Origin of the sequence: Pseudoalteromonas luteoviolacea NCIMB 1944, assembly GCF_001625565.1 — a bacterium.
GTDB lineage: Bacteria > Pseudomonadota > Gammaproteobacteria > Enterobacterales > Alteromonadaceae > Pseudoalteromonas > Pseudoalteromonas luteoviolacea_F.
Map to the genome: position 1 here is coordinate 24651 of NZ_AUXS01000019.1, position 18926 is coordinate 43576.

Consider the following 18926-nt stretch of genomic DNA (forward strand, 5'->3'; position numbering starts at 1 on the left):
GTAATGCGCTTAAATGGTGTTCAGCGCCTACTAGAAACAGGTCTCATTGTCAGCACTGCTGCTGCGATTTTTACGCTTTGCGCCTTGGTTTCATTTGATCCAGCCGATCCGGCATGGACACAAGCGGGTGAGTTTGTAAAAGTAAATAATATCACCGGTGCAGCAGGTGCATGGGTTGCGGATATTTTGTTATTGAGTTTTGGATGGCTTGCCTTTTGGGTACCTGCTGCAATGCAGTTATTTGGCTATTTGCTATTTAAAAAACCACATAAGATTTTCCAATTAGATTATACCACTCTTGGTCTACGTATCATTGGTGCAACATTGCTTATCGCCTCATCCAGTGCGATAAGTAGTATCAATTTTGACGATATATATACATTTTCTTCTGGTGGAGTAGTGGGGGACGTCGTGGCAGGTGCCATGATGCCGGCATTTAACTTCACGGGCACTTCTATTCTTCTGTTATGTTTTTTCTTTGCTGGTATCACTTTATTAACCGGTGTTTCTTGGGTTGAAGCTGTTGATTATTTAGGCGAGAAGGTCGTTAAATTTATCAAGTTTGTTTTTACTAAAATGACCAAGAAAAATGACATAGTTCAGCAAAAAGCAGACACAATGCCTCAAAGTGGAGCGCGAATTGAAGCACCTGAAAGCGAGACTCTTATTGAAGAAATACAGCTTGAATCAGAAGATGAGCATAAAATTGAGCGCGCTCATAATATAACAGAGCCAAGCGCTCCTGTGGCTGAACCTGAAGTGCATGACGAGGGTGAAAAGCCACTCAAACTAAAAGACAAGCTGTTCTCTGTTGTCGGCAAAAAGGAAGATAAAAAGCCTCAAACAGCCGAAGCGGTTGAACCTGTATTGCAGACGCAGCCACCTTTTGATGAGCCAGTTTCAGCTGATGTATTTGATGAACTTGACCATATTTTGGAGCAGGAAATAAACTTCTCTGCGATTGACGACGAGTCAATGGACACCGTGGCTGCATTGAATGCGTTGGACGACGCAGCAGTAAAAGAGGAGCCTGTAACTAAGGTTGTGTCACCTGCGAGACCGTTGAAAAAGCCAGTTGGTGAAGCTAGCAAAGCAGCATATCAATCACCACCATCTGCAAAAGAGCAGTTTGAAGCTTTGTTAGAAGCGGAACCTCCGGCTGATCCGCTGCCGTCACTTGACCTACTTGATAGGCCAGATAAAGCAAAAAACCCGATAACAAAAGAAGAATTAGAAACGGTATCTCGTCTTGTTGAGGCAAAACTCTTGGATTTTAACATTCAAGCCGCCGTTGTTGGGGTCTATCCCGGGCCAGTTGTTACACGTTTCGAGCTCGATCTTGCTCCGGGTATTAAAGTAGCCAAGATAACTGGATTGGCAAAAGATTTAGCAAGGTCACTTTCAGCGGTCAGTGTACGAGTTGTTGAAGTCATTCCAGGTAAAACTTATGTTGGTCTTGAACTGCCAAATAAAAACAGAGAGATCGTAAGGCTCTCAGAAGTCATTAATGCACCAAAGTTTGAACAAAACGCGTCGCCATTAACCATGGTGCTGGGAAAGGATATTGCAGGGGAGCCTGTGGTTGCTGATCTTGCTAAAATGCCTCACTTACTAGTAGCAGGTACAACTGGTTCAGGTAAGTCAGTTGGCGTTAATGTAATGATATTAAGCTTACTTTATAAGTCACCGCCTGAAGATGTTCGTATGATCATGATAGATCCAAAAATGTTGGAGTTATCAGTATACGAGGGGATACCACATCTGTTATGCGAGGTTGTGACGGATATGAAAGAGGCAGCCAATGCACTGCGTTGGTGCGTTGGTGAAATGGAGCGCCGTTATAAGCTAATGTCTGCATTGGGTGTGAGAAACCTCAAAGGCTACAATCAAAAGGTATTAGCAGCAAAAGAGGCCGGACAGCCAATTTTGGATCCATTGTTTAAAGACACTGATGGTATGGCTGATGGCCCAGAAGAGTTAGATAAATTGCCAAGCATTGTTGTTGTAATCGATGAATTTGCTGACATGATGATGATAGTTGGCAAAAAAGTTGAAGAGTTAATCGCGCGTATCGCACAAAAAGCGCGTGCAGCTGGGATACATTTAGTTTTGGCTACTCAAAGGCCATCTGTTGATGTCATTACAGGCTTGATTAAGGCCAATATACCTACGCGTATGGCGTTTCAGGTATCGAGTAAAATTGATTCTCGTACCATTCTTGATCAGCAAGGTGCGGAAAATCTATTAGGCATGGGTGACATGTTATATCTGCCGCCAGGCACCAGTGTTCCAATTCGTGTTCACGGCGCATTCGTGGATGATCACGAAGTGCATGCAGTAGTAAATGACTGGAAAGCGCGAGGCAAACCAAATTACATCGAAGATATTTTATGCGGTGATGCAACAGAAGAGATTTTGTTACCGGGTGAGCAGCCAGAAGGTGGCGATGAGGAATCTGATCCACTGTATGATGAAGCGGTAGGGTTTGTAATTGAAACAGGTAAAGTGTCTGTTTCGAGTGTACAACGTAAGCTTAGAGTCGGTTATAACCGTGCGGCACGTTTAGTTGAACAAATGGAGATGTCTGGCGTTGTCAGTGCACCGGGTCACAATGGTGCGCGTGAAGTATTAGTACCGAAAGGTGGAGCAAATTAGAATGAAGTTTAAAACAATAGCCTTAGTACTAGGTTTGTCATGCGGTTTTATTACGCAAAGCTTTGCGAATGAAGCTGAGTCCTTAAAGTTAAAACTCAGATCTCTGAATACATTTGAAGCGAATTTTACTCAAAAAGTTAAGGATGAAGAAGGTACATTGTTGCAAGATGGTACGGGCAATATAGCTCTTAAATACCCATCAAAGATACGCTGGCAGCAACTTGAGCCAGATGAAACCTTGTTGGTATCAGATGGAAATAAGACGTTCTATTTCGACAGCTTTGCTGAGCAAGTGACAGTAATGAACACTGCTGGTTTGATAGATACAACACCATTTATTTTATTAACGACTCAAGACAAAGCGCAATGGGATAAGTACCATGTAAGCAAAACGACTGTAGGCTACCGGATTTCACCAAAGCCGAATGTCGAATCACAAGTTGAGCTTTTAGACATTGTTTTTGCAAGTGCTGGCGTCGCCATTGATTCATTGAGTATTAAAGATGCATCAGGACAGACTTCGACGTTTAAGTTTTCAAATGCCAAAACAAACATTGAGCTAGACGATAAGTCATTTACTTTCAAAATCCCCCATGGAGTGGTCATTGACGACCAAACAGCCAGTGAGTAGTTTAGGTTTTGACTTCGCACCTGATGTTAGACCTTTGGCCGCTAGAATGCGGCCAAAGTCGTTACAGGGCTATATTGGCCAAACACACATAATTGCTAAGGACTCTGTTTTATATCGTGCGATAGAACAGGGGCGTTGTCACAGCTTGATTTTATGGGGCCCGCCAGGTGTTGGCAAAACAACTTTAGCTGAGATCATTGCAAACCATGCAGATGCACAATTGGCAAAGCTGTCAGCGGTTACCTCTGGTGTAAAAGAGATCAGAGAAGTAGTGCTAGAAGCAAAAAGCCGATTAGCCCAATCAGGGAGACGTACCTTGCTATTTGTTGATGAGGTACATCGATTCAATAAATCTCAGCAAGATGCGTTTTTGCCCCACATTGAAGATGGAACTTTTGTTTTTATAGGCGCGACGACTGAAAACCCTTCTTTTGCATTAAACAATGCAATTTTGTCGCGAGCACGTGTCTACACGCTCAAGCCATTGACTATGGATGAGTTGGTTTTTGCGCTGCGGCAAGCACTTAATGATGACGAGCAATTAAGTCAGCTTGCAATTAACATTGAGGATGAGGCTATAAATGCGCTGGCACAAGCGGCGGACGGCGATGCACGAAAAGCGCTCAACTTATTAGAGCAGGCAGTGGATTTAGGCCATCGAGATGGCAGCAAGGTCGATATTGATAAGTCAGTGTTGACACAAATATTGCCCACCCATCTTGCGAAATACGATAAAGGTGGGGACATCTATTATGACCTAATCTCTGCTTTTCACAAATCGGTGCGAGGAAGCAGCCCTGATGCAGCGTTATACTGGTACTGTCGTATCTTGGCAGGTGGAGGAGATCCCCTTTATGTGGCAAGGCGTTTGCTCGCTATTGCCAGTGAAGATATAGGAAACGCAGATCCCAGAGCACTGCAAGTCGCGCTTAATGCGTGGGACATTTTCCACAGAGTTGGCCCGGCAGAAGGAGAGCGCGCAATTGCACAAGCGACAATTTACCTAGCAAGTGCAGCGAAAAGCAATGCAGTATACACAGCATTCAAACAGGCAAAACGGGATGCTCAAACGGATGGCGATTTACCCGTACCAGAGCACCTTCGCAATGCGCCGACAAAATTAATGAAAGAAATGGGCTTTGGAGAAGAATATCGCTATGCCCATGACGAGCCTGGGGCGTATGCAGCAGGAGAGAACTACTTTCCAGAAACGGTGTCTGATCGGCAATACTACTTTCCAACAGATCGCGGTTTAGAAAAGCAAATTAAAGAAAAGCTCAACTACTTAAAAAGCCAAGACAATATAAGTAACCAAAAAAGGTATACCAAAAAGCCAGGTCAAGCATAAATGGAAATGCTCAAAACTTATATAATGATTGCCTTTGGTGGTGCATTTGGCGCCTGCTTAAGGTTTTTTATTAGCGATATTGTGTTAAAACTCATGGGTAAGGGATTCCCTTTTGGGACATTGACCGTTAATATTCTTGGTTCATTGTTGATGGGCATTCTTTACGGATTAATCGAAAAGCAAATAATAGCGGTATCTCCTGCCAAGGCTTTGATAGGAGTTGGCTTTTTAGGTGCTTTGACGACATTTTCAACATTTTCCATGGACAGCCTATTGTTGTTACAACAAGGCCAGTTTATGAAGATGGCATTGAATATAACGTTGAATGTCGTCGTATGTATATTTATGGCCTGGATAGGTCTTTGCTTAGTCACGCAAAAAGGTTAAAAGAACAAACATGTTAGATCCAAAGTATTTAAGACAGGACATCGAAGAAGCTGCTGCGCGCTTAAAAAAACGTGGCTTTGAGCTAGATGTTGAAACAGTTAACGCGCTTGAAGAGCAGCGTAAAACTTTGCAAACAAAAACCCAAGAATTACAAAGCGAGCGAAACAGTCGCTCCAAAGCAATTGGTCAAGCAAAAGCAAAAGGTGAAGATGCACAGCCGCTACTAGATGCGGTTGCAAACCTTGGTGACCAGCTATCCGCTGCAAAAGCAGAGCAGGACAAAATTTTAGCCCAGCTACAAGACTTAGCATCAACATTGCCAAACTTACCTGCTGAAGATGTACCTGAGGGTGCAGATGAAGATGATAACGTTGAAGTTTCTAAATGGGGTGAGCCTAAGCAGTTTGATTTCGAAGTGAAAGATCATGTTGATTTAGGTGAAGCACTGGGCAAAGGTCTTGATTTTGAAACGGGCGTGAAGCTAAGTGGCTCTCGCTTTACTGTTATGCGTGGTGGTGTGGCACGTATGCACCGAGCGCTTGTTCAATTCATGCTTGATACGCACACTGACAAAAACGGCTACACAGAGATGTATGTACCGTACTTGGTAAATAAAGCAAGTTTGTACGGAACAGGTCAATTGCCAAAATTTGCGGCTGATTTATTCCACACAGAAGTGCTTGAAGAAGACCAAGATGGCTACAGTTTGATCCCAACTGCTGAAGTGCCACTTACAAACTGTGCAAGAGACGAAATCTTCGACGAGAAAGAATTACCAATCAAGATGACTGCACATACGCCTTGTTTCCGCAGTGAAGCTGGTAGCTACGGCCGTGATACACGCGGTCTTATCCGTCAGCACCAGTTTGACAAAGTTGAGCTTGTCCAATTGGTTAAACCAGAAGATTCAATGGCGGCGCTTGAAGAGCTTACTGGCAGCGCAGAAGGCATCTTACAAGCACTTGAACTTCCATATAGAAAAGTTGTTCTGTGTACGGGTGATATGGGCTTTGGTGCAGCTAAAACATATGATCTAGAAGTTTGGCTACCAGCGCAAAACACGTATCGTGAGATCTCATCTTGTTCAAACATGCAAGATTTCCAAGCACGACGTATGCAAGCACGTTTCCGCCGTGCGGGAGAGAAGAAGCCTGAGCTACTTCACACTCTAAATGGTTCTGGTCTCGCTGTTGGTCGTACACTTGTTGCAATATTAGAAAATTATCAACAAGAAGATGGTTCTATTGTCGTGCCAAATGTACTTAAGCCTTACATGGGTGGTTTAGAAGTTCTTAAGTAATCTGCCCAAGTGATTGATATCAGGCCGCTATCCAGCGGCCTTTTTTGTGACAAAATAATGAATGTTTTTTTACAGTGTAATTGGTATTTATTACTCTTTTAAGTTGTGCATTTTGTCATTTTAATTCAATTATTTTAAATAAGCGCAAGATAAAACCAAATTTTCAATTTGAGAAAAGTTCTTATCTATTCTCTATTGCATGTGATTTCAAACTATGGTTAATTGGAACCTGAGGTTTGGCCATTCCTTCTGAATAAGTTTTGCACGCACTCACGTTAAGTGTGCGCAGATGTCTTATTGTTACCATTATTGCAAAATTTAAATTTGATTCTATCCAAGATAGTTGGGTGACTTGTAGTGCCATATTTGCGCGACATATATATTTTTCTGCTTAAAACGAGGTTGTAAATAGCATTCGAGATTAAGACGCAAATATAGTTGCAAATTACAGTTGGGTTAACTATTTATTAAATGTGGATGTCGGTAAGACTAAGCAATCAAAAATTGAAGGTGAGGAATTTACCTATGAAGAGACAGAAAAGAGACCGTTTAGAGAGAGCACACTCACAAGGATTTAAAGCAGGTTTAGCAGGACGGTCCAAAGATTTATGTCCATATCAGCAAATTGAGCACAGATCAGAATGGTTAGGTGGCTGGCGAGAGGCCATAGACAATCGCAATATGTTTAAAACCTAAAACAGAATCAACAGAACCGAAGAGATAAAGTAAAGCCCCGAAAGGGGCTTATTTGTTTCTAGCGACTGATAAAAATTAAAATGCGCTAGTATCTTGGAAAAGACCCACTTTTAGATCTTTTGCTTCATAGATTACACGGCCGTCTACTTCAACAACGCCATCTGCAAGACCCATGAACAATTTACGCTTGATAACACGTTTCATGTCGACACGGTACGTTACCTTTTTAGCTGTAGGTAAGATTTGACCAGTAAACTTAACTTCGCCTACACCTAGTGCACGACCAAGGCCTGGGCCGCCGGACCAACCTAAGAAAAAGCCAACAATCTGCCACATAGCGTCTAAACCAAGACAACCTGGCATTACAGGGTCACCTCTGAAGTGACAATCGAAGAACCATAGATCAGGGTTAATATCTAACTCAGCAATGATTTGGCCTTTGCCGTATTCACCGCCGTTGTCATTGATTTCAACAATGCGATCCATCATTAACATGTTATCGATTGGCAGACGGCAATTGTTTTCACCAAACATTTTACCTTCAGCACAAAGGATTAGTTCTTCTTTTGTATAGCTATTTTTAGGTTCCATAGTATTCATTCTTCATTTTCTAATTGCGGGTACTCTAGCGTACACTTGTACGCTAAACAACTCTGAACAGTTAAATTTTTATCTATAACATACGTCAGTAACATTAAAATCAATTCTCTTTGTGAATTACGCGATTTTTGGTTGAAAAAACTTTATAATCGGGTTGTTTGTTAGTAATTTAATGGAAATTTATGATCCTTTTTGTAGATGCCTTGACGGTAATAGATTTTTCTTACTTATGTGCTAAACGTGGCGCAGTTGGAGAAAGTTGGATAGTTGATATGACGCTGCACGGTCAACTGAATGAAGAGTCAATGGTTTTAGACTTTGCAAAAGTAAAAAAACAAATTAAAGCAATTATTGATAACACAATAGATCATAAATTGGCCATTCCCTCGGCGTTAGATTGTCAGTTAGATATGAATGACGGCAGGGTATCATTCGATTATGAGTTTGGTGGTCATCACCTTGCAATGAGTGCGCCTGACGAAGCGGTTTGTGTTGTTGAAGGTGAAAAGATTGACGAGCAATCTGTCATAGCCTTTTTAAAGCAACAAATTTTGCCCCAAATGCCTGACAACGTTAAAGACATTGAAATTGCTCTACGTCCAGAGCAAACCAGTAGCTTTTATTATCATTACAGCCACGGCTTGAAAAAGCACGACGGTAATTGCCAACGCATTATTCATGGTCACCGTTCATTGATCGGCATATTCTTTGACGGTGTAAGTATGCCTAGACTACAAAAAGAGTGGTCTCAAAAGTGGGAAGATATCTACTTAGGTACGCAAGAAGACTTAATTGAGCATGCTCAATTAAAGTATATTTCAGCGAAACAACAAGACTATTCGTTCGCATACGAATCATCTCAAGGCTATTTTGAAATGTGTATCAGCCAAGAGCGCTGTGATATTTTACCTTGTGATACGACAGTAGAGTGTATCGCCGATTACTTAGCTAATAAAATTAAATCAACATACCCAGACAAAGAAGTAAAAGTAAGAGCTTACGAGGGTGTGGGCAAAGGAGCTATTGCTTATGCATAAATTGTTGCTGGCACTGAGCGCATGCTTTGCACTGAGTGCACAAGCAATTGAGTTAAAAGGCCACCTTACTCAAGGTGGCATGGTCACTGGTCATTTAGAGGGCATTAAATCAGTATCTCTAAACGGCAAAGAACTGAAAATAACACCCAATGGCCAGTTTGTTTTTGGCTTTGGACGTGACGCCAAGAGCGAGCACAAGCTAGTTTGGGTGGACAAAAATAATAACCAACATTCAAAAGAGTTTTTTATAACCTCTCGTGATTACGATATCGATCGCATTACCGGCGTCGCAAAAAAATATGTCTCTCCACCGAAAGAGGTATTGCAGCGCATTCGTAACGACTCCAAGAAAGTGAGTGCTGCGCGTGCTAAAAGCAGCACGCTAGAATATTTTGACTCTCCAGTTTATCGTCCTGCAACAGGTCGTATTTCTGGTGTATACGGTAGTCAAAGGTATTTTAATGGCGAGCCTCGTCGCCCCCATTTTGGTCTAGATATCGCTAATAAAACCGGTACACCAATATGGGCGCCGTTGCCGGGTAAAGTTGTGCTTGCTGAAAAAGATCTGTATTACAGTGGTGGCACTTTGATTTTAGATCATGGCTACGGCATTACTTCGACCTATATTCATATGAGCAAATTACACGTTAAAGTAGGCGACATGGTTTCCACAGGTGACGTAATAGGTGATATTGGCGCAACTGGCCGCGTGACGGGCCCACATTTAGATTGGCGCTTCAATTGGTACGGTGAGAGACTGGACCCTGAATTACTAATGATAGATAAACCAGCAAACAAAAGCAGTAAATAATGACAGAACAAGATAGAGACGCAACCATTGCGAAACGTATTAATGACTCGATAACATCGGTAACCAAAACTGTATTTCCGGGCAGAACCAATCATCACAACACGCTTTTTGGTGGCGATGCGTTGGCGTGGATGGATGAAGTGGCGTTTATCGCGGCAACAAGGTTTTGTCGCAAACCATTGGTAACAATTTCCTCGGACCGTGTAGACTTTAAAGAAGCTATTCCCGCGGGCACGTTTGCTGAGCTTGTTGCGAAGGTTGTTCATGTTGGTAACACAAGTCTTAAAGTAGAAGTGCAAATTTTCTTGGAAACAATGCACAAAGATGACAAGCACCTAGCAATTTCAGGCAGCTTTACATTTGTAGCGGTTGATGACAATCACAGGCCGACACCTGTTGTATGTGAAAATATGTTGAACGGGTTTCAATAATACTTAGAGGGGGCGATAGCCCCCTTTGTTATATATTTAAAGCTTATTGTTGTACCTTCATTTTTAGCTTCAGCCTATTCTCTATAGTTATCAATTAGCCTCACCATGCAATCATTGCCAGTCACTTGTGCATAATATGTGTTTTTTTCAATTCAGCTTGGTCGTATACAATTGTACCCAACAATGCTTTTGGCACTGCGCGCTAAACTGCGTGAAAGATTCCAACTTTATTTAACTGACTTTCTGCTCCTTTAGTACCAATCAGTTGAATCAATCACTAAGCTTTAGCGGGTTATCAAGGCCAATTTGGATAATTATGGACTGATTAACTCTATGTGATATCTGCCTCAAGGGATCTTTGAGATTTACCCAAAGCTGATAATTCATAAAAATTTAATATGTGTTTTTTTCACGCCGATTCCGATATTTGTAAAATATAAGTCATCAGCATCCAAGGGGGAGTATTACTATCTGAGTAACCTGATCTACACTTACTTTTGGCTTAAACAAACAGTAAGGAGCTTGTGATGATTACTATACATAGAGAATATTGCTTATCTGGAGAAAGAAATTTACATGCCCATGTTGAAGTCTTCCCAACAGGTCAGCTGGATGTCGATATTGTTGAGCTTCATGAGCACCATTCAACCCAATTTGATAATATTAAATATGAACACACTGGTGCCGATATTGTGATCACAGGTATTGAAGGATCTACTAGCTGGCAAGTTGTACTTAAAGAGCGCGATGCAAGAGAGCTATCCCACCTTATTGCAGATGCAAATGAGGAGTATGAGATACTAATGCGAGACCTTGGTTAGTAAAGTCCCGTCATAATTTCGACTATAAATACCTACAGATATGTAGTGGTCATAATAGTTTAGGTGCTCAGGTTTTTATTGCTGTACTCAAGTCAGGTGAGCACCTAGTGACAACCCCTCCTTAAATATAATCCCCATGCATATTTAGCGAATTATCTTAATGATTTTTCACAGTATTTGTTTTTGTGACTACAATTTATATATACATGGATCCGCCAAAATAGGTATCAATAGTGAGATACAGCCTTAAAACTGTGCTTACGGTCTTTATATTAGCCAGCTTGATCACTGCATTGGTCAATTTGATAATACTTAATAGCAGCCAAAGCGTTAAAGACAAACATGAGTTTTGGGTGATCCATACGCATGAAGTGATTGATTTAGTGAACCAACTCAGAACACAGATTAAAAATGCTGAAACAGGGCAACGTGGGTTTTTGCTTACTCATGATTTGCAGTATCTACAGCCTTATAACTCGGGCACCAAATTAACCTCTAAACTATTTGAAGCGCTGAAAATCAAAACGCAAGACAACCCAGTTCAACAAAACAGGTTGTCAGAGTTGATTGTGATACTGAACAATAAGTTTTCGGAGTTAGAACAAACAATTCAGCTTGTCAAAAATGGCCAGGAGCAAGACGCGTTAGAGCTTGTCAGAACGAACCTTGGACGTCATTTAATGGGAGAGATTGAGAATACTTTGTTGGCCTTTGAAAAAGAGGAGAGGGTACTACTAGAAGCGAGAACCTCAGAGTATAAAGAGGCAAAAGCGCTGTACCATATTTCAGTCTGGTTACTCGAAGCCATGTATTTGATCTTAATCATTTGGGTAATTTACACGATAAAATATAAGGTATTGGAACCGCTTCAGACCCTTAATACATATGTGAAAAGCGACCTTGCAGAAAATTCGATTTTAACTTCTCAGGGAGATAGTTGTCACGAAGTAGAGCAGTTAGCCAGCGACATAAAAAAACGCTGTGCGGACAGCGAGGCAACCATTGTTAAATTGCAACAAGCTCAAACACTCGACTCTGATTTACTCAGTGCTCAGAATCAGTTTTTAGTCGATTTGAGCCTGAAGACGAAATTACCAGCACACAAGGTGTACACTGCTCTTAAAAAGTTTAAGGGTAATTCTGCTTCGTTCAATAACAGCGATGAACTTAATGAGCTTATATCTATCGCGCATATGCTAGCCGAAACCCCTGAAGAGATAGATAACTTCGTAAATAGCGTGGAGCAAAAGGATACTAAACGTGATGCCGCCGATTGATCGATTGATATCCTTCGTTTTTTATTCCGATGAGTATGAAAGTTCTTTCATTACTTGGAATGTTCCAAGAATGTGAAGTAATTTTACCGTATTCAGTATATAATTGCCAAAATGGAAATAAAAACGCACGTTAGTTTTCTTCATTCAAGAGTTTCAGTGGTGATTTAGGGTAGTAGATGCCGAGTTCTGTATTTTTCTTAATATTGTTAATTGGCACGTTGCACCATTGGATCGGATACAAGCTTATTTTAAATAAAAAGGCGTTAGAACGGGTCAAGCCAAAACGTTTGCTAGGCCGATTTTGCACAAAAAAGGTACTGCTGACTATGTGGCATTTCTCCACAGCCTGTTGGTTTGGATTTGGTGGTGTTATTTTTGTCTTTACGGTGTTTGAAAACCCGTCAAAAGAAACGGTCTTATTCGTTGCACTTTGTGTCTTTTCAATTAGTGGTTGGTTGTGTACTTATTCGCGAAACCACAAACTGATTTATTGGTGTATCTTTTTAATTATGTCTTCTATGAGCTTTATCGTTGCTAAACATTAATGCACAGCCCCACAATTTGTATGGGCCTGTGCATTTGTATAATTTAGTTAAATGATGGGGTTGTTGCTATAAATAATCGACTTAGTAAAAGTATCTAGCACCATTCCATAACGGCGTGTTGCCGCCGTCTAAACCGACGAATTTGATTTGTCCTTCAATCGCGTCGTCTGGAATTGCATACTCGATAGTTTTACTTGAATTTCCGTAAGCGCTCGCTTGGATCCGTTGCATTTTTACGTCGTTAAAGTACACGTCCACAAACTCAGTATTAGTGACTTCGACAGAGAGTGTTCTGCCTGTACCACTAAGGTCAGAAACGTGTGGTTGCAAGAATGTCACCGTTGATTTGCTTTGAACTTGATTAAGTAGATCTCTTGCAATGGTGTCAAAGTTGCCAACACCATTATCCAGCAAGCTATTAAGCGTCTGCGGTACTACTTTGTCTGATACGCAACCAAAATCTTCTATGAGTGCATTTTTATTGTGGCCGTGACGGACCATTTGTCTCCAAGAAACCGTCATTTCTTGGCCATGAGGAAGCGCCTCAAAATAAGGTGCACCAATATACTGTGCAAAAACAGAGTGTCTCATAACGTTTGCACCGCCAGCACCTGTACGAGTGTGCTCACCGTAAACTTTAGCTACACCATTATCCTGAACTGCACAAGTGAATACATCACCTGATGAATAAGTTTTAGCATTAGACCATACACCGACTGGTTTGTAATAGTTTTGACCAAATACGTTGTTCTCGGGAACAGTAATGTAGGTTGCATTTGCCGTGTATCTTGCATTTGTACCAACAACATCAGCAAGTACTTTTTGCCAGTGAGGGCCGAATGTGCTGAAGATTGTGTCGTGAAGGATGTCATAGTTCAGCTGAGTATTGATAAATCTGAGCTCTGTTGGCTTAGCTTGTTTTTTTGAAAACAATTGCACGAGTCTATCAGCGTAGGTGATCAATCCACCAGGGTTATTTCGAACGTCAAAAACCAATGCATCTGTATCTGCTAGCTGATTTTGAAGAAGGTCGATAAGTAGCCATAGTGAGTAATCGATTGAACCAACAACACTGAAGCTATCAAGTTTGATATAACCGACTTTTTTACCGTCAACTTCGCGGATCGCCCATGACACTTCTGGATCTGCAGTTGGAGTCGTTGCAAATGGGGTGCCTGAATCGCTGTCTAATTCAGCTTTGACTAGTTCATGCTCAGCCGCTTCGAAGTTTGTACTTTCTTCAAGTAAATCTGCAATGGCTGTTTCATTGTTGTTGGAAGCCGTAGCATTAGCAGGAAGTCTTGTGATCCAAGGAATGGTAGTGGTATATGTTTCGCCAGTTACGTGAGATACAAATTCGATAGTGACGTCATTCTTTTCAGGGACAAGTGAAACGGAGTGCCTTTTACGAGTGATGGCGCTCAGAGCTCGAATAAAGCCTGCGTCTTCATTTGCGCCGTAACCTGTGTTTAGGTTTTGCTCAACGACCTTGTGAATTGACACACCATTATAAGACACAACCTTATCTCCAACTTCTGGTAAACGGCTGTCGGTCACATATGGCGAAATATTTTCAAGAATGTTCGAAACGCGCACTTCAGCGTTACCAAACACATCTAACGTTTTATCGAATTCAAATGGTAGGTAAGATGCATAGCTTCTCACAGGCTGAGGGTGTACATAGACCAAGTGCAAATCACGCTGAGCTTTAAAGATTTTTGTCAAGCGCGCGTGTAATTGTTCTGTACTAAGATTATCTAATTCAGCAATTACTTTATGAATTTCGGAAACAGCATTCACATGCCCTGTTGGGGAAATACCATAATAGATGTCTTTTGCGTATTGGTGTACGTATAGATCTTCTAAGAAAATTCTTGCTTGTTCTACAACGCGTTCTTTTTCTTGTTGTGTATATTCAGGAGACTTAATTTGGTCTCTCACTTCTGCCAGTGGCGCATAGTTGTTTGCCAAAGTTGCTGAACTAAAAACAAGTGCTAATGTACTAGCCAGTAATGACTTTCTCATTTATATATCCTTACGGTTTTGTTGTAGTCAGGTATAAAAAACCGAAGTTTTTCTGAAAAATAACAAAATCGGACCTAAAATTTACACAAAAGAAACATCTGGCTGATTTGAAGGGGAGGAGGCAAGTAAAAAGGCAATTAAAGCCAGCGCAACGTGGGTCACACTGGCAACAGTGTTGTCAGATTATACGATTTTGAATGAACCTTTCATAATTGCAAAATGACCTGGGAAAGAACAGAAAAAGTTATATTCCAAATCTTTGCTCATATTTTTAGTCGAAAAAGTGATTGATGTAGACTCTCCACCACCGATCACTTTGGTAAAAGCAAATACTCGAGGATCATTTGGCTTTACATAGCTATTTTTTACGCCAGCTCGCATACCATCAGAAGCGACGGCTTTTACGTTTTTTTTCTCGGTTAAAACCCAATTGTGACCCATAGCGGCAGCAGGTAACTTACCCGTATGAACGAGTGTGAGTTTTACTTCTTCACATTTACTTGGAACAGACAAAGCTTTTTCAGAAAACTGCATCATGTCATTGGATTCTATGGCTAATTCACAGTCATTTGCTGAAGCTTGAAATGCTGAAATGCACAGTGCGGCAACTGCTACTTTGTTTATAACCTTCATTGATGTTACTCCTTAAATGGAAATTATTCGCATTATCGAGCAAATCGTTCTATTAGTAAATTGTTAGATACCTAAAAACGGTAATATTTGTAAATTATAAAGTGATCTAGATCACAGAACTTTGTGTTAATCCATTTCTGTAGTTTACTTTTATTGTGCAAACCGTAATAGTTTATGATGTTTGTTTAATTCTATGTTTCTTTCCCCCGATCTGTAACCCTTTATTACTAATACTGATTCATTAATTTCAACCATTGAGCAAGTTGAATATAAATAAAAATAATAATTGATCTCATTAACTGTGTTGGTTAGTATTTTCGCGATGGAATTTTTCATCCTTAATCATGTGAACTATGAAAAATAGATAATTTGGGGAAATTGTGAAAACTTTTAAACATTTTACGCTAACACTTGTTTGTGCAGCGGTACTTGCGGGATGTAACGGTGATGACGGTAATAATGGAGAACAAGGTGCTCAAGGTGAGCAGGGCGTTCAAGGCGAGCAAGGCGTTCAAGGTGAGCAGGGCGTTCAAGGTGAGCAGGGTGTTCAAGGCCTAGATGGTGTTGTGAGATACGCTGTTGCGAAAGATGTCGTGCAAACCAATGCTCAGCATGCTTATGCGGTTTATAGTGATTCATTGCAAACAGCCAAAACACTAAAAGAAAAAATCGATGCATTTGTTGCGCTACCAACTGATGAAAACTTCACTGCTGCAAAACAAGCTTGGTTAGATGCCCGTGAACCTTATGGTCAATCTGAAGTGTATCGTTTTAGAGACGGCCCAATTGATGATTTGACTACCAATGATGCTGGGCAGCCAGTACTAGTGAAAGAAGAAGGCCCAGAGGGAGCTATCAATGCTTGGCCTTTGGCTGAAGCTATGATTGATTACACCATAGATATGGACGGATTGCAGGCTAGAGGTGACGATGTTATCTATTCGACTGGGGGTAATATTATCGCCGATGCTACCAGCTTCCCTGATATAACCGCAGAGCTAATTAAGAATCAATTTGAAGTGAATGACGAAGAGGCAAATGTGTCTTCTGGTTATCATGCAATTGAGTTTTTATTGTGGGGCCAAGACCTAAATCAAGATGGTTCGTACACACAAGCGCGAGATTTTACAGCGGGCCACCGCCCAGTTACTGATTATTATACAACCGCAAATACTCAAACCATCAATACAGTGGATACTTGTACGTCGGGAACAAATGTTTCTGGAGATACCATTTGCTCAAGAAGGGGGATGTATTTAAAAGCGGCAGCAGAGCTACTTGTTGATGACTTGCAAGGTGTTGTAGATGCTTGGACTCCAGGCTCTGGTTTCCACTACATAAATTACACGAAAGAAGAAAATGCAGAGGCAAATTTGGCTGCCATGCTTGAAAGTATGGGTCGATTAGGCCATGGCGAGCTAGCTGGAGAGCGTATGAGTGTGGCTGTTAGAACTGATAGCCAAGAGGACGAACACTCGTGTTTTTCAGACAATACGCATAGAGATATTTTGTTGAATGCATTGGGTATAGAAAACCACTATTTAGGCACTTATACCAGAACAGATGGTGAAGTGTTGAAAGGAGCGGGTATTCATGACTTGCTAATGTCTGCAGGCCACAAAGAACTAGCAGGCGAATTACAAACTGCTATCGATGCGACAATGGCCGCTGTACGAGTAATCGATGACAACGCGAAGAACAATAACTTACCGTTTGATGTACAAATCCAGACCACAAAGAATCAATTGGAAGTTCGTGCTGCAATGACAGCTCTTAAAGATCAAACTGCAATTGTTCAGAAAGTCATCGATACGCTTGGTTTACAAACTGAGTCGCTAACTGGTGACACTGAAGAAGAGTTTTAATTAGTTAGTCACATCACAAAGCCGATTTATTGTCGGCTTTTGACGTTTACTCTAATGATTCGAAGTAGGGGCATTGAATCATGAATTACAAAATTACAAAATTGATTTTGGTTTTACTTTTTTCAAACAGTGTGTTGGTAGGCTGTGGCGGTGGCTCAGACGGAGCATCACAGAACCAACCAAGTCCGCAACAGCCTACAGACGGCAATGTTACGCCACCGCAGCCTGACGATGGAAATAATAATGAACCAGAACCAGATGATGGAAATGAAGATCCAGATAACACTGATGATCAATCACCTTCAAATTTAGCATTCGATGTAGATCCCAAAGATGGCCTTGAACCCTTGTTAACAGATACGCCTGACAAAAGTGAACATTTGTCTGCTGGAGCTGCGACATCTTTTACATTAAATGAAGATGCTTTTGGTGAAGCGATTCCGTCCATAGAGGCTAATTTTTCGTTAGATAGTAATTTTAAAGCAGGTGACCACATATTTAGAAAGAATCACGAAGGACAGGGCCCACTATTTAACAATGAAAGCTGTCAGGGATGTCACATTAGAGATGGCAGAGGTGAATTGCCACAAAGTACCGAAGACTCAATGTTAAGCATGTTTTTTCGAATAGGTGATAGCCAAGGGAATTTGGACCCAATCTACGGTGACCAAATTCAAGTTTTTGGCACAATTGATGGATTATCAAGCAGTGCCAAAGCCAAATTTAATGGCGCGATTGATGATGCGCTAGCATACGGTGAAGCACATACTTGGGTTGAATACGAGTTGATAAGCGGAACGTTTTCAGATGGAGAAGCTTATGAATTGAGAAAACCAATAAATAAAGCCAGAGATTTGTCATACGGCCCGTTTATGGAAGGTGTTCAGTTCTCTGCGAGAGTAACGCCTCATGTTTTTGGCTCTGGCCTAATAGAAAGCATACCTGAGTCTGCAATTTTAGCTTACGCAGATGAAAACGACGAGAATAAGGATGGTATTTCAGGGCGTGCGGCCTTTACAGAGCACCCTACAACTGGAGAAAAATTACTGGCTAGATTTGGATATAAAGCGGTTACCGGTTCAGTGTTGCAGCAAGCTTCGGGCGCTTACAGAGGCGATATGGGAGTGACAAATTCACTTGTTCCCGAAGAAGTATGTACGAATCAACAAGTTGCATGTCTCACACAAGCTGAAAAAGAGCAAAAGCAGCATCATCAGGGGGTTGATCTCGGTAACTTGGACTTAGCGTTAGTAGAATTCTATAACCGAACCTTAGCTGTACCTGTTCGCCGCGGTTTTGATGCTGACAATAACACATGGAGTGCTGATGTTTTAAAGGGGCGAGCCATGTTTTTTTCAGCTAATTGCCACAGTTGTCACGTCCCAAGACATAAGACTGGTGAAGCACAAGGCAGTATTTTGGGCGACGTGGACATTCTTGGTTTGAGTGATACGCGTACCAATATTACAGCACTGGAAAATCTAGTTATCTATCCATACACAGATTTATTGCTTCATGATATGGGTGGGCAGTGTGAAATGAAACGAGAATTACAAAGCGGTGAAGCGTGCGATGATCTCACTTCAAATTCATGCCTATATGTCCAGCGCTGCGAAGGGCTAGCTGATGGAAGGCCGGAAGGCGAAGCATCGGGAAGCGAATGGAAAACACCAGCTCTTTGGGGGCTTGGACTGGTTCAAACGGTTAATCCTAGAGCAACTTTTTTACACGACGGGCGGGCACGGACAATCAGTGAAGCGATACTTTGGCATGGCGGGGAGGCCCAACAGGCACAGCAAAACTTCGTAAATATGACCAAGTCAGATAGGCAAGCTTTAATAAAATTTCTAGAGTCGTTGTAATG

Annotated in this window: 16 protein-coding genes; 13 read left to right on the forward strand and 3 right to left on the reverse strand. The window is 41.4% G+C overall.

The features are described from left to right. Positions 1 to 3: 3 nt before the first annotated feature. The 6 genes from N483_RS07670 (at position 4) to rmf (ending at position 7017) form a co-directional block, all read left to right on the forward strand. Positions 4 to 2655, forward strand: a complete 2652-nt coding sequence (locus N483_RS07670) for a DNA translocase FtsK (RefSeq protein ID WP_023398862.1) — start codon at positions 4 to 6, stop codon at positions 2653 to 2655. A gap of 1 nt (position 2656) precedes the next feature. Further along, positions 2657 to 3286, forward strand: coding sequence for an outer membrane lipoprotein chaperone LolA (gene lolA, locus N483_RS07675; RefSeq protein WP_023398861.1), 630 nt, complete (start codon positions 2657 to 2659; stop codon positions 3284 to 3286). Next, entirely contained in the window at positions 3279 to 4634 is a 1356-nt protein-coding gene (locus tag N483_RS07680) for a replication-associated recombination protein A (protein WP_036975855.1), read from the forward strand. Before lolA ends, N483_RS07680 begins: the two co-directional genes overlap by 8 nt. Positions 4635 to 4640: 6 nt before the next feature. Then, complete coding sequence (crcB, locus tag N483_RS07685) at positions 4641 to 5021, forward strand: fluoride efflux transporter CrcB (protein ID WP_036975851.1); 381 nt, start codon at positions 4641 to 4643, stop codon at positions 5019 to 5021. 10 nt (positions 5022 to 5031) lie between these two features. Continuing rightward, the gene (serS, locus tag N483_RS07690) at positions 5032 to 6321 is read left to right on the forward strand and encodes a serine--tRNA ligase (RefSeq protein ID WP_023398858.1); all 1290 of its coding nucleotides are present in this window, start codon (positions 5032 to 5034) and stop codon (positions 6319 to 6321) included. Between the two features lie 525 nt (positions 6322 to 6846). Further along, on the forward strand, positions 6847 to 7017 hold the full coding sequence (gene rmf, locus N483_RS07695) for a ribosome modulation factor (protein WP_023398857.1): 171 nt from the start codon (positions 6847 to 6849) through the stop codon (positions 7015 to 7017). Between the two features lie 75 nt (positions 7018 to 7092). Here rmf and fabA read toward each other — a convergent pair whose 3' ends face one another. Further along, entirely contained in the window at positions 7093 to 7608 is a 516-nt protein-coding gene (gene fabA / locus N483_RS07700; RefSeq protein WP_036975796.1) for a bifunctional 3-hydroxydecanoyl-ACP dehydratase/trans-2-decenoyl-ACP isomerase, read from the reverse strand. Between the two features lie 191 nt (positions 7609 to 7799). On the opposite strand from fabA, the gene N483_RS07705 reads away from it, so the two are divergent. The 5 genes from N483_RS07705 to N483_RS07725 all read left to right on the forward strand — a co-directional run bounded on the left by N483_RS07705 (position 7800) and on the right by N483_RS07725 (position 11994). Next, complete coding sequence (locus N483_RS07705; RefSeq protein WP_023398855.1) at positions 7800 to 8654, forward strand: 6-carboxytetrahydropterin synthase; 855 nt, start codon at positions 7800 to 7802, stop codon at positions 8652 to 8654. After that, positions 8647 to 9465: a M23 family metallopeptidase gene (locus N483_RS07710; RefSeq protein WP_023398854.1), complete on the forward strand. Its 819-nt coding sequence runs from the start codon at positions 8647 to 8649 to the stop codon at positions 9463 to 9465. Before N483_RS07705 ends, N483_RS07710 begins: the two co-directional genes overlap by 8 nt. After that, the gene (locus tag N483_RS07715) at positions 9465 to 9896 is read left to right on the forward strand and encodes an acyl-CoA thioesterase (RefSeq protein WP_023398853.1); all 432 of its coding nucleotides are present in this window, start codon (positions 9465 to 9467) and stop codon (positions 9894 to 9896) included. The genes N483_RS07710 and N483_RS07715 overlap by 1 nt, the downstream gene beginning before the upstream one ends. A gap of 527 nt (positions 9897 to 10423) precedes the next feature. After that, positions 10424 to 10717 carry a hypothetical protein gene (locus tag N483_RS07720; protein WP_023398852.1) on the forward strand — a complete coding sequence of 98 codons (294 nt, stop codon included), beginning with the start codon at positions 10424 to 10426 and terminating at the stop codon, positions 10715 to 10717. A gap of 233 nt (positions 10718 to 10950) precedes the next feature. Continuing rightward, the gene (locus tag N483_RS07725) at positions 10951 to 11994 is read left to right on the forward strand and encodes a CHASE3 domain-containing protein (protein ID WP_023398851.1); all 1044 of its coding nucleotides are present in this window, start codon (positions 10951 to 10953) and stop codon (positions 11992 to 11994) included. A gap of 626 nt (positions 11995 to 12620) precedes the next feature. Here N483_RS07725 and N483_RS07735 read toward each other — a convergent pair. Then, on the reverse strand, positions 12621 to 14564 hold the full coding sequence (locus N483_RS07735; RefSeq protein ID WP_023398849.1) for a S41 family peptidase: 1944 nt from the start codon (positions 14562 to 14564) through the stop codon (positions 12621 to 12623). Positions 14565 to 14747: 183 nt separating this feature from the next. Beyond that, positions 14748 to 15197, reverse strand: coding sequence for an azurin (gene azu, locus N483_RS07740; RefSeq protein WP_023398848.1), 450 nt, complete (start codon positions 15195 to 15197; stop codon positions 14748 to 14750). A gap of 380 nt (positions 15198 to 15577) precedes the next feature. Between azu and N483_RS07745 the strand changes: the two genes are divergently transcribed. Next, positions 15578 to 17062: an imelysin family protein gene (locus N483_RS07745; RefSeq protein WP_023398847.1), complete on the forward strand. Its 1485-nt coding sequence runs from the start codon at positions 15578 to 15580 to the stop codon at positions 17060 to 17062. A gap of 80 nt (positions 17063 to 17142) precedes the next feature. Then, positions 17143 to 18924: a di-heme oxidoredictase family protein gene (locus tag N483_RS07750; RefSeq protein ID WP_023398846.1), complete on the forward strand. Its 1782-nt coding sequence runs from the start codon at positions 17143 to 17145 to the stop codon at positions 18922 to 18924. The last annotated feature ends 2 nt before the right edge of the window (positions 18925 to 18926 follow it).